General features: G+C 63.2%; 11 protein-coding genes and 2 pseudogenes. 8 read left to right on the forward strand and 5 right to left on the reverse strand.

What is annotated here, in order from left to right; all coding sequences use genetic code 11:
• Positions 1-130 precede the first annotated feature (130 nt).
• The 6 genes from L2Z93_RS07445 (at position 131) to L2Z93_RS07470 (ending at position 7,867) form a co-directional block, all read left to right on the forward strand.
• Positions 131-1,513, forward strand: a complete 1,383-nt coding sequence (locus L2Z93_RS07445) for an IS1380 family transposase (RefSeq protein WP_099541447.1) — start codon at positions 131-133, stop codon at positions 1,511-1,513.
• Between the two features lie 187 nt (positions 1,514-1,700).
• Positions 1,701-2,111, forward strand: coding sequence for an SCP2 sterol-binding domain-containing protein (locus L2Z93_RS07450; RefSeq protein WP_016889191.1), 411 nt, complete (start codon positions 1,701-1,703; stop codon positions 2,109-2,111).
• 48 nt (positions 2,112-2,159) lie between these two features.
• Positions 2,160-3,776, forward strand: a complete 1,617-nt coding sequence (locus L2Z93_RS07455; RefSeq protein ID WP_016889190.1) for a fatty acid--CoA ligase — start codon at positions 2,160-2,162, stop codon at positions 3,774-3,776.
• A gap of 46 nt (positions 3,777-3,822) precedes the next feature.
• Complete coding sequence (locus L2Z93_RS07460; RefSeq protein ID WP_012394825.1) at positions 3,823-4,929, forward strand: NDMA-dependent alcohol dehydrogenase; 1,107 nt, start codon at positions 3,823-3,825, stop codon at positions 4,927-4,929.
• Positions 4,930-5,183: 254 nt separating this feature from the next.
• Positions 5,184-6,586, forward strand: a protein-coding gene (locus L2Z93_RS07465; protein WP_090587900.1) for an IS3 family transposase whose coding sequence is annotated in 2 segments (ribosomal slippage) — positions 5,184-5,544 and positions 5,544-6,586 — 1,404 coding nt in all. Because the reading frame shifts where the segments join, the coding sequence is not laid out codon by codon here.
• A gap of 180 nt (positions 6,587-6,766) precedes the next feature.
• Positions 6,767-7,867 carry a BtrH N-terminal domain-containing protein gene (locus L2Z93_RS07470; RefSeq protein WP_090588011.1) on the forward strand — a complete coding sequence of 367 codons (1,101 nt, stop codon included), beginning with the start codon at positions 6,767-6,769 and terminating at the stop codon, positions 7,865-7,867.
• 335 nt (positions 7,868-8,202) lie between these two features.
• Here L2Z93_RS07470 and L2Z93_RS19350 read toward each other — a convergent pair whose 3' ends face one another.
• On the reverse strand, positions 8,203-8,487 hold the full coding sequence (locus tag L2Z93_RS19350) for a hypothetical protein (protein ID WP_012394823.1): 285 nt from the start codon (positions 8,485-8,487) through the stop codon (positions 8,203-8,205).
• On the opposite strand from L2Z93_RS19350, the gene L2Z93_RS07475 reads away from it, so the two are divergent.
• A complete protein-coding gene (locus L2Z93_RS07475) occupies positions 8,455-8,832 on the forward strand; it encodes a PaaI family thioesterase (RefSeq protein WP_016889187.1) in 378 nt (125 codons plus the stop codon). The genes L2Z93_RS19350 and L2Z93_RS07475 overlap by 33 nt on opposite strands.
• 162 nt (positions 8,833-8,994) lie before the next feature.
• Here the strand turns inward: L2Z93_RS07475 and L2Z93_RS07480 are convergent.
• The 3 genes and pseudogenes from L2Z93_RS07480 to L2Z93_RS07490 form a co-directional block, all read right to left on the reverse strand.
• Positions 8,995-9,204, reverse strand: a pseudogene (locus L2Z93_RS07480) (TetR/AcrR family transcriptional regulator); the annotation flags it as partial.
• A gap of 35 nt (positions 9,205-9,239) precedes the next feature.
• Positions 9,240-10,559, reverse strand: coding sequence for an IS256 family transposase (locus tag L2Z93_RS07485; RefSeq protein WP_090593670.1), 1,320 nt, complete (start codon positions 10,557-10,559; stop codon positions 9,240-9,242).
• A 130-nt stretch (positions 10,560-10,689) separates the two neighbouring features.
• Positions 10,690-11,181 (reverse strand): annotated as a pseudogene (locus L2Z93_RS07490) (TetR/AcrR family transcriptional regulator); the annotation flags it as partial.
• Positions 11,182-11,254: 73 nt separating this feature from the next.
• On the opposite strand from L2Z93_RS07490, the gene L2Z93_RS07495 reads away from it, so the two are divergent.
• On the forward strand, positions 11,255-12,124 hold the full coding sequence (locus L2Z93_RS07495) for a metal-dependent hydrolase (RefSeq protein ID WP_012394820.1): 870 nt from the start codon (positions 11,255-11,257) through the stop codon (positions 12,122-12,124).
• A 166-nt stretch (positions 12,125-12,290) separates the two neighbouring features.
• Here the strand turns inward: L2Z93_RS07495 and L2Z93_RS07500 are convergent, their stop codons facing one another.
• A complete protein-coding gene (locus tag L2Z93_RS07500) occupies positions 12,291-12,800 on the reverse strand; it encodes a TetR/AcrR family transcriptional regulator (RefSeq protein ID WP_461786723.1) in 510 nt (169 codons plus the stop codon).
• Positions 12,801-12,931: the final 131 nt, after the last annotated feature.

Raw genomic sequence — 12,931 nt, forward strand, 5'->3', positions numbered from 1 at the left:
GAGGTTAGCCTCGCGCTTTCATCGTGAGTCGCCACGCGGGGTGTGTCGTGAATAGAGAAAGGTGCTCTGAACTGGGATAATTCGGATTGTCAAGATCTGAATTTCCACCAGAAGCCGGAGCACCTTTCAGGTGAAGAAGTCTACGTCGTCCTATCCTGCGTTGTCCGTGGAGGCCACCGGAACCGGGATCGTGTCTCATGCCGGGGCGGTTCTGCTGACACGCACCGCCGATGCGACCGGGTTGAGCAGCACCTTGACCAGGGCGTTGACACCGTGGCGCAAACCCCTGGCCACTCACGATCCGGGCAAGGTCCTCCTCGATCTGGCGATCAGCCTGGCTGTGGGTGGGGATTGCCTGGCCGATATCGCGGTGCTGCGCGAACAACCCGCCGTCTTCGGGCGGGTGGCCTCAGATCCGACAGTGTCACGGCTGATCGCCACCTTGGCCGCCGACGCCCCGGCGGCGTTGTCGGCGATCGACTCCGCCCGCGCCCAGGCGAGGGCAACCGCCTGGGCCGCCGCCGGAGACAACGCCCCCGATCACGGGCGCACAGTCGCTGATCCGCTGGCCATCGACATCGACGCCACCCTGGTCACCGCGCACTCGGACAAAGAGTCCGCCGCGCCAACGTATAAGCGCGGCTATGGGTTTCACCCGTTGTGCGCGTTCGCCGACCACGGCCCCGACGGGACGGGGGAACCCCTGGCCATCATGCTCCGCAGTGGCAATGCCGGGGCGAACACCGCCGCCGACCACAAGACGGTGCTCCAACAGGCACTGGAACAAATCCCCGGGATCAGCGGGTATCGGGTGGGCAAGACGGTGCTGGTGCGCACTGACACCGCCGGCGGCACCCATGAATTCCTGAACTATCTGCACGCCCGACGGCTGGCGTACTCGGTCGGGTTCGGGCTCACCGAGACCATAGCCGCCGCCGTCGACCAGATACCCGAGCAGGCGTGGACCCCGGCCTATGACAGCGCCGGCGGCGTGCGCGACGGGGCGTGGGTCGCCGAGCTCACGGGCCTGATCCCCCTGGCCGGCTGGCCGCCCGGGATGCGCGTCATCATCAGAAAGGAACGCCCGCACCCGGGAGCCCAGTTGCGGTTCACCGACCGAAACGGCCTGCGACTGACCGCATTCGCCACCAACACTGCTCGCGGACAAGTCCCCGACCTGGAATTGCGGCACCGCCGCCGCGCACGCTGCGAAGACCGGATACGGGCCGCCAAAGACACCGGCCTGGCCAATCTCCCGCTGCACGGGTTCGATCAGAACCGCATCTGGTGCGCCCTGGTCCAACTCGCCTGCGAGCTCACCGCGTGGACCCAGATGATCACCCTGGCCGGCCACCAAGCCCGACGCTGGGAACCCAAACGCCTCCGCCTGCGCCTGTTCAGCGTCGCCGCGAGGATCACCCGCCACGCCCGAAGGACACGACTACCCCTCTCGGCCACCGCGCCCTGGTCCGAACTGCTGGTCACCGCCACCGCCAAGCTGCAACCCGGATAACCGGACAGACCAGCACTGATAACGCCGACCAACGAAAGACCCCCCGGGAAGTGGAACCCGGCAGAACCCGCTGACCCGGCGACCCTGTCACACCCACCAGCAAGAATCAGCCCGCAGCAACACAATCCGAACCCCGACAAGCAGGGAGATCAACCGCACGAAAGATTGAGGTTAGTTGAGGTTGACGGTGGCGGTATTTAGGGACGAGGACGAGGTCTATGCCTTCCTGGGCGGGATCTTTCGGCGGGGTTTGGAGAAGGAGGGTCTGGCGGACAAGCTCGCGAATTCGGGTGTGGTGTTGCGGGTGCATTACACAGATCCGGATGCGGTTGTGACGGTGGACATGCCGAACAAGGTGGTGGAGACCGGAGCGGCCAGTACCGCGGTGCCCAACGTGGAGTTGTTCATGTCGGCAGACACGGGGAACAAGTTCTGGTTGGGGAAGGTGAACTTGACGATGGCGATGGCCAAGGGAACGGTACGTGCGAAAGGTCCGGTGCCGAAGTTGATCAAGTTGATCCCGCAGGCCAAGAACCTGTTCCCCGAGTACCGGTTGATGCTGGAGAGCCAGAATCGGCAGGACCTCATCGATGCGTGACCCTCGCCTCACCGCGGGCTGTAGGGCGGGTGTGCGATGAGGAGCACGATGCAGGACGTTGCGTTGACTGTGCCCGCGATCGTGGCCCATGCTTCGGCAGTCCATGGCGATCGCGAGGTGCTGACTGCGCGCGGACCCCGGCAGATCTCTGGGGTGTCCTATCGCGAGGTGGGTGAGCGTGCGGCACGGTTGGCAAATGCTTTGCGCCAGATCGGCATCCGTGGAGATGAGCGTGTCGCGACGCTGCAATGGAGCAACCAGGAGCATCTGGACTGTTACGCGGCGGTGCCGTCGATGGGCGCGGTGCTGCATACGTTGAACCTGCGGCTGCCGCCGGAACAGCTGACGTGGATCGCCAATCATGCCGAGGATCGGGTGATCATCGTCGACAGTACGGTGCTTGCCCTTTTGGCGGCGGCGTTGCCGTCGATGACCTCGGTGCGCACGGTGCTAGTGACCGGAACCGGCGATCTTGCCGCGGTCGAGGGGTGCGGAAAGGACGTCCTACGGTACGACGATGTGGTGGCCGCCCAGTCGAGTACGTTCGAGTGGCCCGATGTCGATGAGCGGTCGGCTGCAGCGATGTGCTATACGAGCGGTACCACCGGGCACCCGAAAGGTGTTGTCTACAGCCATCGTTCGACGTGGTTGCACTCTCAGGCGGCGTGCACCTCGAATGCCTTGGGCATCGGTCATGACGACACGGTGTTGGCGATCGTTCCGATGTTCCACGCCAACGCGTGGGGGTTGCCGTATGCGGCGATGATGGCCGGCGCGCAGCTTCTGCTGCCTGACCGTTTCCTGCAGGCGGGGCCTTTGGTGGAGATGATCGAGGCGGTGCGGCCGACGATGGCGGGGGCGGTGCCGACAATCTGGACCGATGTTCTGCATTACTTGCGCGACAATCCTGGCCATGACGTGAGTTCGCTGAAGATGGTGGCCTGCGGTGGTTCGGCGGTTCCGCGGTCGTTGATGACCGCCTATGACGAGCTGGGCATCCGCATTGTGCAGGCTTGGGGGATGACTGAGACTTCCCCGCTGGCCTCGGTCGCTCTGCCGCGGAGTTCTGATACCCCGGAGAGGTCGCTTCACCTGCGCGCAACCCAAGGCCGGGTGGTGGCCGGTGTGCAGGCCCGCATCGTCGATGACAGCGGTGCAGAACAACCGTGGGACGGAAAATCGGTGGGGGAGATTCAAGTCCGCGGCCCGTGGATCACTCAGTCGTATTACGAGAATGACAGTCCGGCGGCGTCGCCGGACGGGTGGTTGCGTACCGGGGACGTCGGGACGATCAGCGCGGACGCGCTCATCGCGCTGACCGACCGCTCCAAGGATGTCATCAAGTCCGGGGGCGAATGGATCTCCTCGGTGGAATTGGAGAACGAGTTGGCCGCTCACCCTGCGGTGCGCACCGCCACGGTGATTGGAGTGCCCGACGACAAGTGGCAGGAACGGCCGCTGGCGGTGGTCGTCCTGGCTGCCGACCGCACCGCCACCGCGGCGGAGCTGACCGAATTTCTGCGTGCGCGGGTGGCCAAGTGGTGGCTACCGGAACGGTGGGCGTTCGTCACCGACATTCCGCTGACTTCCACTGGCAAGTTCGACAAGAAGAAGCTGCGCCGCCAGTTCGCCGACGGTGACCTCATCATCGAGACGCTGGCGTGAATCATCAATCCACTGCGACCGAAACACTGACGTTAAGGAGACACACATGAAGACACGTGCTGCAGTGCTGTGGGGCCTAGGAGAAAAGTGGGAAGTCGAGGACATCGAGTTGGATCCTCCCGGCCCCGATGAAGTGCTCGTCCAGCTGACCGCGACCGGGTTGTGCCATTCCGACGAACACCTCGTGACCGGCGACCTGCCCATTCCGCTGCCCGTCGTCGGTGGCCACGAGGGTGCCGGCACCGTGGTCGAAGTGGGTGCGGGTGTCGAGAACGTCGCCGAGGGCGATTCGGTGATCCTGACGTTCCTGCCGTCGTGCGGGCACTGTTCCTATTGCGCGCGGGGGATGGGGAACATGTGCGACTTGGGTGCCGCGCTCATGATGGGACCCCAGATCGACGGCACTTACCGTTTCCATGCCAGGGGTGAGGACGTCGGCCAGATGTGCCTGCTGGGCACGTTCTCGGAATACACCGTGGTCCCCAAGGCGTCTCTGGTCAAAATCGACCAGGGGACACCGCTGGACAAGGCGGCGTTGATCGGGTGTGGTGTGACGACCGGGTACGGGTCGGCGGTGCGCACCGGTGAGGTGCGTGCCGGGGATACCGTGGCGGTGATCGGAGCCGGTGGCATCGGCATGAATGCGATTCAGGGTGCCCGCATCGCGGGCGCGTTGAACATCGTGGCTGTCGATCCGGTGGCGTTCAAGCGTGAACAAGCCGGCGGTTTCGGTGCGACGCATGCCGTTGCCACGATCGACGAGGCCTGGTCACTGATCAGTGACATCACCCGCGGCAAACTCGCCGATGTCTGCGTCTTGACCACCGATGTCGCCGAAGGGTCCTACATCGGCGAGGCGCTGTCCTTGGTCGGTAAACGCGGCCGTGTGGTCGTTACCGCGATCGGGCACCCCGAAGACACCTCGATGTCGGGTTCACTGCTGGAATTGACGCTGTATGAAAAGCAGATCCGCGGCGCTCTGTACGGTTCTTCGAACGCCGCCCACGACATCCCGCGGCTCGTCGAGCTCTACAACGCCGGACACCTCAAGCTGGATGAGCTGATCACCCGTGAGTACACCCTCGATCAGATCAACGAAGGCTACGCGGATATGCGATCGGGCCGCAACATCCGAGGACTCATCCGATTCTGATAAAGCAGCCGAAGCGCGGGAGCGCGACCACGGGAGCAAGCGAGCTGAGTACAACGGTTGAGTGCTGCGCGTCTGTGGCTCTTACCGTTGACGTGTTGATGCAGGACTAGCGATCGAAAGTCAATGTGCCCCATCCCTGCGTGTCAGGGTGAGTTGAGTCCAGTGGTTCATAGCAAATCCGCCTGCAGGGCGAGATACGGATCGACTTAACGATGACGATTTCCAACCTGGCTGTGGCTGGGGAGAATGTGCAGATGGATTCCACGCATCCGCGCTCGGATGGGCCGCAGCGGCGGCGCACGTTCAGCCCGGCCGACAAGCTGGCGCATCTGGTGGCCTACGAGCAGGCCTGTGAAACCAATGATGGTGGCGCCTACCTGCGCCGTGAGGGCTTGTACTCGTCGCTGATCAGCGAGTGGCGCAAGCAGCGCGACGCCGGGGTGTTGGAGGGCAAACCGGCCGGTGCCAAGGTCGGGCGGCTGACCGCCGAGCAGGCTGAGATCGCCCGCCTCAAGCGCGAACTCGACAAGACCACCAAGCGGCTGGCCACCACCGAAGCCGCCCTGGACATCATGGGAAAAGCACACGCGCTCTTGGAAAGTCTCTCCGAGAGCGCGGAGCCGCCGACCAAGCCGACCAAGCGCTGATGGACACCTGGACCGCTCTGCGCGGCCTGCATGTCACGACCCGGGCTGCGGCGGTGTTGACCGGGATGCACCGCTCGACCGCGCTGCGGCGGGCCGCACCCGCGCCGGCCGGGCCGGCGCGGGCGCCCGCGGCGCCGGTCAACAAGCTGTCCGCCGCCGAGTGCGCTCGGGTGGTGGAGGTGCTCAACAGTGCCCGGTTCGTCGATGCCGCCCCGATCCAGGTGTGGGCCACGTTGCTCGATGAGGACACTTACCTGTGCTCGGTGTCGACGATGTATCGCCTGCTGAACGAGAACAAGCAGGTCAAGGAGCGGCGCCGGCTGGCCCGGCACCGCAAGGCGGTCTGCCCGGAGTTGGTGGCCACCGCGCCCCGGCAGGTGTACTCCTGGGACATCACCAAGCTGCGCGGCCCGGCCAAGGGCCTCTACTACGACGCCTACGTGATGATCGACATCTACTCGCGTTACATCGTCGGGGTGCACGTGCACGCCCGCGAATGCGGTGTGCTGGCCAAAGAGATGATGGAGCAGATCTTCGGAACCTACGGCATCCCACACGTCGTGCACGCCGACCGGGGCACCTCGATGACGAGCAACACCGTCGCCGGCCTGCTCTGCGATCTGGGGGTGACCCGCTCGCATTCGCGGCCCAAGGTTTCCAATGACAACCCCTACAGCGAGTCGTGGTTCAAGACCCTCAAGTACGCGCCGACGTTTCCGGACCGGTTCGAATCCATCCATCACGCAAGGGATTTCATGGATGAGTTCGTGGACTGGTACAACCACGAGCATCGGCACAGCGGCATCGGCCTGCACACCCCCGCCGACGTCTTCTACGGCCTCGCCGCCGAGAAAGACACCCAGCGGCGGATTGTGCTCGCCGAGGCCCGAGCACGCCACCGGCACCGCTTCAGCCAAGACCGCGCACCCAAGATCATCGACCTACCCGAGACCGCCGCGATCAACCCACCCAAACCAGCCGAACCGGAGGACCAGACGACAGCTGCCTAACACCCACTGGACTCAAACACCTTGACAAATTCCGCATCGCCATAGGCTGTCGAGATGCGCGGCTGAGGTTGGCTGCGGTCACGCGTGTTGGTGTTGGCACCTACTGTCAGCCGGGAAGCCGTGATGAAACGTAGCTTTTGACGAGTCTCAACAGTGCTACTGACAAGGAAGGAAGCGGCGATGACGAGGATTCAAGTTCCCTATCCCCATAGGAGGGGAGGGCACTGTGGTTCCGGTGCGCTTCGTGACCTTACTGAATGGGCCCAACTCGGATGGGGGACAGAAGCACTCAGTGAAGGATTGGTCTTCACCCTCGGCGGAGTCTTGGACTTCTCGTACGTCCGCTCTACGCAGTTGTTCCCCCAGGTGTACCTGGTAGGACGAGGAAGCGACCTGGAACAGGATTACCTCTCCCGGGTTGGCGCAAAGTTCGTCGTGCGATCGACCGATGACCCGGACGTGGGATGGGCATTTGTGACCGACGAAATCGACAAAGGTCGACCCGTCATGGTCTGGGCTGACATCGGCGAACTTCCTTACCTGCGCGTCCGATTGCACATGAGCCGTCACGACATTGTCATCACCGGATACGATGACGAACAACGGGTCGCCTATGTGGTCGATAATGACCGCGAGACAACCCAGACGGTGGCCTACGACGACCTACGCCGGGCGCGGTCCTCGGTCGGGTTTCCCACACCTACCCGGCACACCACATATCACGTCGACTGGCCAGAGCGAGTGCCAGACCTTGGGCCGATCGCGGCCGCTGCACTCGCCGCGAGCGCAGCGTTCATGCGCGGCGGTGCCGTAGGTGCGCCGCTACTGCGCATCGAGGCAGCTGAAGTCGAATCTTCCGGTTTGAAGGGTGTGCAGGACTTCGTCGATGACGTAGGGCATTGGCCAACGCTGTTCGATGACGATGCCCTGACCGCGGCATTGTTCGGGCTCGGGGCGTTCATCGAGAAAGCCGGTACCGGCGGCGGGCTCTTTCGTACGCTGCAGGCAGACGGTTGCCAGAACATCGCCGATCTCCTAGATGACGCCGCCACTGCCGAAGCGGCTGCCGCGGCCCGACATGCTTCCAAAGCGTGGTCTACGCTTGCGGCCGCAGCCACGGATGCCGGCACATCGCTACGGAGTCGTAGTCTAGCTGCGGCCAAAGTCGCCGCGACGATCCCGGACGCCGAAACGCGCCTCGTCGAAGCCCTCGAAACGGCCAGTCGATCCGTTGGCACTGTCGATACCGGCATCGAAGCTCATCTGAAAGGCTATCTGTGAGTGGCACTTCAAATCAATCGAGTTTCCTGAAGACTACTGGTTTCTCGATTGGCAGCATGACGATGTTCAGCGCTTCGCCCAGAACGCGGTCGGTGACGTTCGTGACCCTTGTGCAGAAGGCGAGGTTGACCGTCACCGCTGTGGGGGACAGGATTTGGTATGACCCCTATAGCACCGACGACGACCCCGAGCATTATCGGGCGAGCTATGCGGCGACAGCGTCGAGGGCGTATTGCGGGGCAGGACCAAATGGCTGATAGTGACGGAACTGGAAGGTGTACCGCAGCGATGATCTCGGCGGGCTAACGAGTCCTTTACATACTGTCTTCGGGCGATCAGCCCAGCCGACGTCGGCGCAGTTCTTCAGTCGCATGGTGGTCCATGCACTGCGTGGTCCTATTTAGGAGGATTTCGTCATCGACGAGCAAGCGGAAGAAGATTCGGCCATCGCGTGGTGGCATAACTTTCAGAATCGTGTTATCGCCGCCGACGGCGACTACCTCGATGCGCACCATCCGTGGTGCCTTGGTTGCGGCACAGACAATCCGCACGGTCATCGCCTGCGAGCGCGTCGGCGTGGCGACGGGGTGGGCGCCAGGCATATCTTCGACGGCCGACATCGCGGCGCACCCGGGATCGCACATGGCGGCGCAGTCATGACGGTTCTTGACGACACGGTGGGCATGCTGCTCTACGTCGTCGGTGAGATGGCCGTCACCCGTAAGCTCGACACCGAGTTCTTCGCGCCGGTATTGCTGGGGGTTCCCTACGAGGTCAGCGCGGAGCTCGTGTCCAGAACCGGCCGGAAACTCGAAGTGCGGACAGAATTGCGCGAGGAAGCCACCGGCCAGCTGGTCGCGTCCGCGTCCGGGTTATTCGTCGTCGTCACGCTGGATCACTTCACTAGCTCCATACAGAAGGCGTCGTCAATACGCTGCACTGCGCGACCACCCTGGGAAGGATGACTCAACCCGTAAATCTGCTCATTTTTCAACCGGCGCAGGCTGCTCAGGATTGAACCGGGGCCGACAGGGGGTTTGCTAAGCAAACGCGTACTCGACCACATCGTGGTGTACCAGCCTTCGGTAGCGTGACGCCGCAGCGTGTCGGCGAAAATACCGCCGGTCTCATCTGTTGTGGCCCGCCGGGGAGTTGATATCGACCTGGATGTGCGAAGCGGCCGGGTCAGGTTTCTGGCCGAGGGTATACAGGCCAAGACTGCCGAGAAAACCCGCACAATGCTCGATAAGCACTTCGGTCGATAGGTTTAGTTGTCCGTCTATCCAGCGACGGAGAATCTCGAACAGGCCCCCGACACCGTAGGTAGCGGCGAGATCTGGAGAAATTGTCAAGACCTGTGGATCGGGGTGTTTCAGGCGACCTCCGTTCCGGTGCGCTCGTGACCGTTTGAAGGCGGTTGCGGTGGTGTGATGTCGGTGGGCCGTTCGAGCAGTTTGCCTTTGTGGAAGACCGCGCCGGCGCGGACCAGGGCGACCAGGTGCGGGGCGTTGACGGCCCGCCAGCGGGCTTGTGCGGCGTCGATCAGCTTGTAGGCCATGGCAATCCCGGCCGCGCGTGATCCAGGCCCCTTGGTGACCTTGGTGCGCAGTCGCACCGTGGCGAAAGTGGATTCGATCGGGTTGGTCGTGCGCAGGTGAATCCAATGCTCGGCCGGGTACTTGTAGAACTCGAGCAGGGTGTCGAGGTCGTCGGTGATCTTGGCGACGGCCTTGGGGTATTTGGCGCCGAAGTCGACCTCGAAAGCCTTGACCGCGACCTGCGCCTTGTCGATGTCCTCGGCGTTGTAGATATCCTTGATCGCCGCCAACGCCGACGGATGTGCCGACTTCGGCAGTGCGGCAAGGACATTGGCCTGCTTGTGAAACCAGCACCGCTGCTCACGGGTCGCCGGGAACACTTCGCGGACCGCCTTCCAGAACCCGAGGGCGCCATCGCCCACGGCCAACACCGGGGCAGCCATCCCGCGGCGTTTGCAGTCGCGCAGCAGGTCGGCCCACGACTCGGTGGACTCCCGATACCCGTCGGTGATCGCGACCAGCTCCTTGCGGCCATCGGCACGCACGCCGATCATCACCAGCAGGCACAGCTTGGTCTGCTCCAGGCGCACCTTGAGGTGGATGCCGTCGACCCACAGGTAGACGTAGTCGGTACCGGACAGATCACGGCGCCCGAACGCCGCGGCTTCGTCCTGCCACTGCGCGGTCAGCCGGGTGATCGTCGACGCCGACAACCCCGCACCCGAACCGAGGAACTGCTCCAACGCCGCAGTGAAGTCGCCGCTGGACAGCCCATGCAAGTACAGCAGCGGCAACACCTCACTCATCTGCGGGGACTTCCGTGCCCACGCCGGCAGTATCGCCGAGGAAAACCGCTGCCGCACACCTGTATCGGGGTCCACGCGGCGGTCGTTGACCCGCGGCGCCTTCACCTCGACCGCGCCGGCCGCGGTCAGCACCTCACGCGGCTGGTGGTAGCCGTTGCGGACCACCAACCGATGGCCGTCCTCATCGAGCTGGTCGGCGAACTGGGCCACGTAGGCGGCGACCTCGGCTTGCAGTGCCGCGGCCAGCATCTGCCGGGCGCCGTCACGGACGATCTCGTCCAACAACGACCGACCGGCACCGCCGGTGCTTTCATTGGCCTCGGTGGCATCGTGAACTACGGTGAGCATGGGCGTACCTTCCCGAACCAGCGCGCCAACGCCGGCTCATGATCGGACCTTCGGATATTCAGATCATCCTCGGGAAGGTGCGCCCACTTTCACGCCCCCTCACCGAGGGTCATCCACAGGTTCTGATCATTGCTCCGAGATCTGCGACCTGAATCACCTCGCTGGGTATATCGAGATGCAGGCGGGCCTCTCTGAGGACGAGCTCCGCAAATTCGGACATCAGTTCGCTTCGCAGCTGCCGAAGCAGGGGTTCAGCGCCCGATTCGACAAACAATATGCGGGCCATGCTGGGATCGTTCTCGATCATCTGAACCAGGGCCTTTATCGGAGCGTAAGCGAGTTCTTGAGGAGCAACGGTGTCATCCGGTATCGCCTTGGTGATCACGGCTTGGAAGGTGGTGGAGATCTTGGTGAACATCGCACGCAGGAGCGCGTCTCTGTCGCGAAACTGCTGGTAGAAGTACCGGCTCGTCACTCCTGACTCCGTACACACAGCGGTCACGGTGCACGCGGCGGCTCCCTGCTTGCCCATGAGCGCGACCGCGGCGTCAATCAGCAGTGCGCGGCGCTGCGCATCGCGTTGAGTTGCGGACAGCCCGCCATAAACACGTGCTGGACTCATGCCCTACATTCTGGCAGTCTCATGTGACAAGGCCTAAAGTCAGATCACGCAACGGAGGAAGGACCCCGTCAAGATGCCGGAAGATCGAGCCTCGACCAAGAGCCGTGTATTGCCAAAACCCCGGCGCGTTCGTTTCCCCATGCCCACCTCCACGAAGCGGCGACACTTCGTGGATGGCGACCTGGTGATGAGCCATTTCATCTCGGTGCTTTCTGCGACCTTCCCGGAAGGGGAAGACTTCTTCATCCGCTCGGTCAAGTATTTCCAGAGTTCCATCGACGATCCCCAATTGCTGACAGCGGTCAAGGGTTTCATCGGGCAAGAGGCCACACACCGACACCAGCATCGGCTCCTCAACGAACGGCTCCAGGCCATGGGTTATCCGACCGCGCGGATCGACCGCCACGTCGCACGCCTGATCAAGCGATTGGAGCGGCGCTTTTCGCCAGAAATGCGGCTGTCGATGACCTCTGCATTGGAGCACTACACCGCGACGCTCGCTGAAATCATTCTCACCAGCGATGACGCGCAGAAGCTCATCGGACAGACAGAGGTTCGACCGATTCTGCTGTGGCATGCGTTCGAGGAGTCGGAGCACAAAGCCGTCGCCTTCGACGCCTATCGGCTGATTGGAGGCACCGAGCGCACCCGCGTACGGGGCATGCGGATCGCCTCTGCAATTCTGTTCGGCGAACTCATTCTGCAGACTGCGCTGTCGATGGCCTCTGACAAGGCCTCGTATAACCCGGTCACGTTGGTGCGTAGCCTACGTCGCTTCAGTCGCACCCCGATGTTCACCGCCGATGCGCTGCAGCGATTCCGTTCGTACAACCGCCCCGGCTTCCACCCTGATGATTGGGACAGCACCGCGGTCCTGGAGCGATGGAGCAAGGAACTGTTCGACCAAGACGGCTCACAGAAGGTCATCGCTCAGCCGGGGTAGCAAAAGTGCGTGAGGAGGGCGACGCAGAAAGACACTGTTTCTGCGTCGTTCCTCCAAACAATCGACAGCGCGCCTGTCGTCACGGATTGGATGCCCGGTGGCGGGTCAAGGCGACAGTCATACAGACAAGTGCAGTCGGCCTCGAAACTCACGGAAAGGTTAAGCCTCAGCCGCTGACGACGTAGCGTTGAGCCAAGGTTTCAGCCAGTCGGCTCGTGTGCGCGACCACTTCCTTTTCGGTCACCGCGAGCAAACCGGAGTGCCAGGCCGTGATGACTTCGACGAACCCCCCCACCGCAACCAAAGTGTCCATACGAAGGGCCGTCTCGTCGGCGTCTTCTCTGAGATGTGGCCGGCTTGCCTCGACGACCAACTGCGTTGCCTCCTGCAGCGCCACAGCGCGGCGATCTTGCAGCGGTGAGCTACCTACATGCTGAGCGAGGAGGATGTGCGCCCGGCCAGGATCGCGTGCGATCCGGTCGACCACGATGGCGATCGCCGCGGTGATGGTTTCGATCGGCGGCCGATCCACACGCTCGTCGAAGAGCGCGGAAACCTCGCCGAGCATGTCATTGCGAACGCCATCCCACGCTGCGACGAGAAGATCCTCGCGCGTCTTGAAGTCCTCGTAGAAGTATCGATCGTTGAGCCCTGTCCGGGCGCACACGCCGCGCATAGTCACTGCGGCCCAACCGCTCTCACTCCAAATCTCGGTCGCAGCCTCGATCAATTGCTGCCGTCGCTCTGCTCGACGCTCAGCACCGGTCCGACCACCCCAGCGCGTGTTTCTCGACCGCACATCAAACA

Source organism: Mycolicibacterium brumae, assembly GCF_025215495.1.
GTDB lineage: Bacteria > Actinomycetota > Actinomycetes > Mycobacteriales > Mycobacteriaceae > Mycobacterium > Mycobacterium brumae.

Bases quoted from the DNA above. Each gene is read 5' to 3' on its own strand.
- L2Z93_RS07455 (WP_016889190.1), top strand. From the start codon at position 2,160: ATGCAGGACGTTGCGTTGACTGTGCCCGCGATCGTGGCCCATGCTTCG.
- L2Z93_RS07460 (WP_012394825.1), top strand. From the start codon at position 3,823: ATGAAGACACGTGCTGCAGTGCTGTGGGGCCTAGGAGAAAAGTGGGAA.
- L2Z93_RS07470 (WP_090588011.1), top strand. From the start codon at position 6,767: ATGACGAGGATTCAAGTTCCCTATCCCCATAGGAGGGGAGGGCACTGT.
- L2Z93_RS19350 (WP_012394823.1), bottom strand. From the start codon at position 8,487: ATGTCGGCCGTCGAAGATATGCCTGGCGCCCACCCCGTCGCCACGCCG.
- L2Z93_RS07485 (WP_090593670.1), bottom strand. From the start codon at position 10,559: ATGCTCACCGTAGTTCACGATGCCACCGAGGCCAATGAAAGCACCGGC.
- L2Z93_RS07495 (WP_012394820.1), top strand. From the start codon at position 11,255: ATGCCGGAAGATCGAGCCTCGACCAAGAGCCGTGTATTGCCAAAACCC.
- L2Z93_RS07500 (WP_461786723.1), bottom strand. From the start codon at position 12,800: ATGCGCGGCGTGTGCGCCCGGACAGGGCTCAACGATCGATACTTCTAC.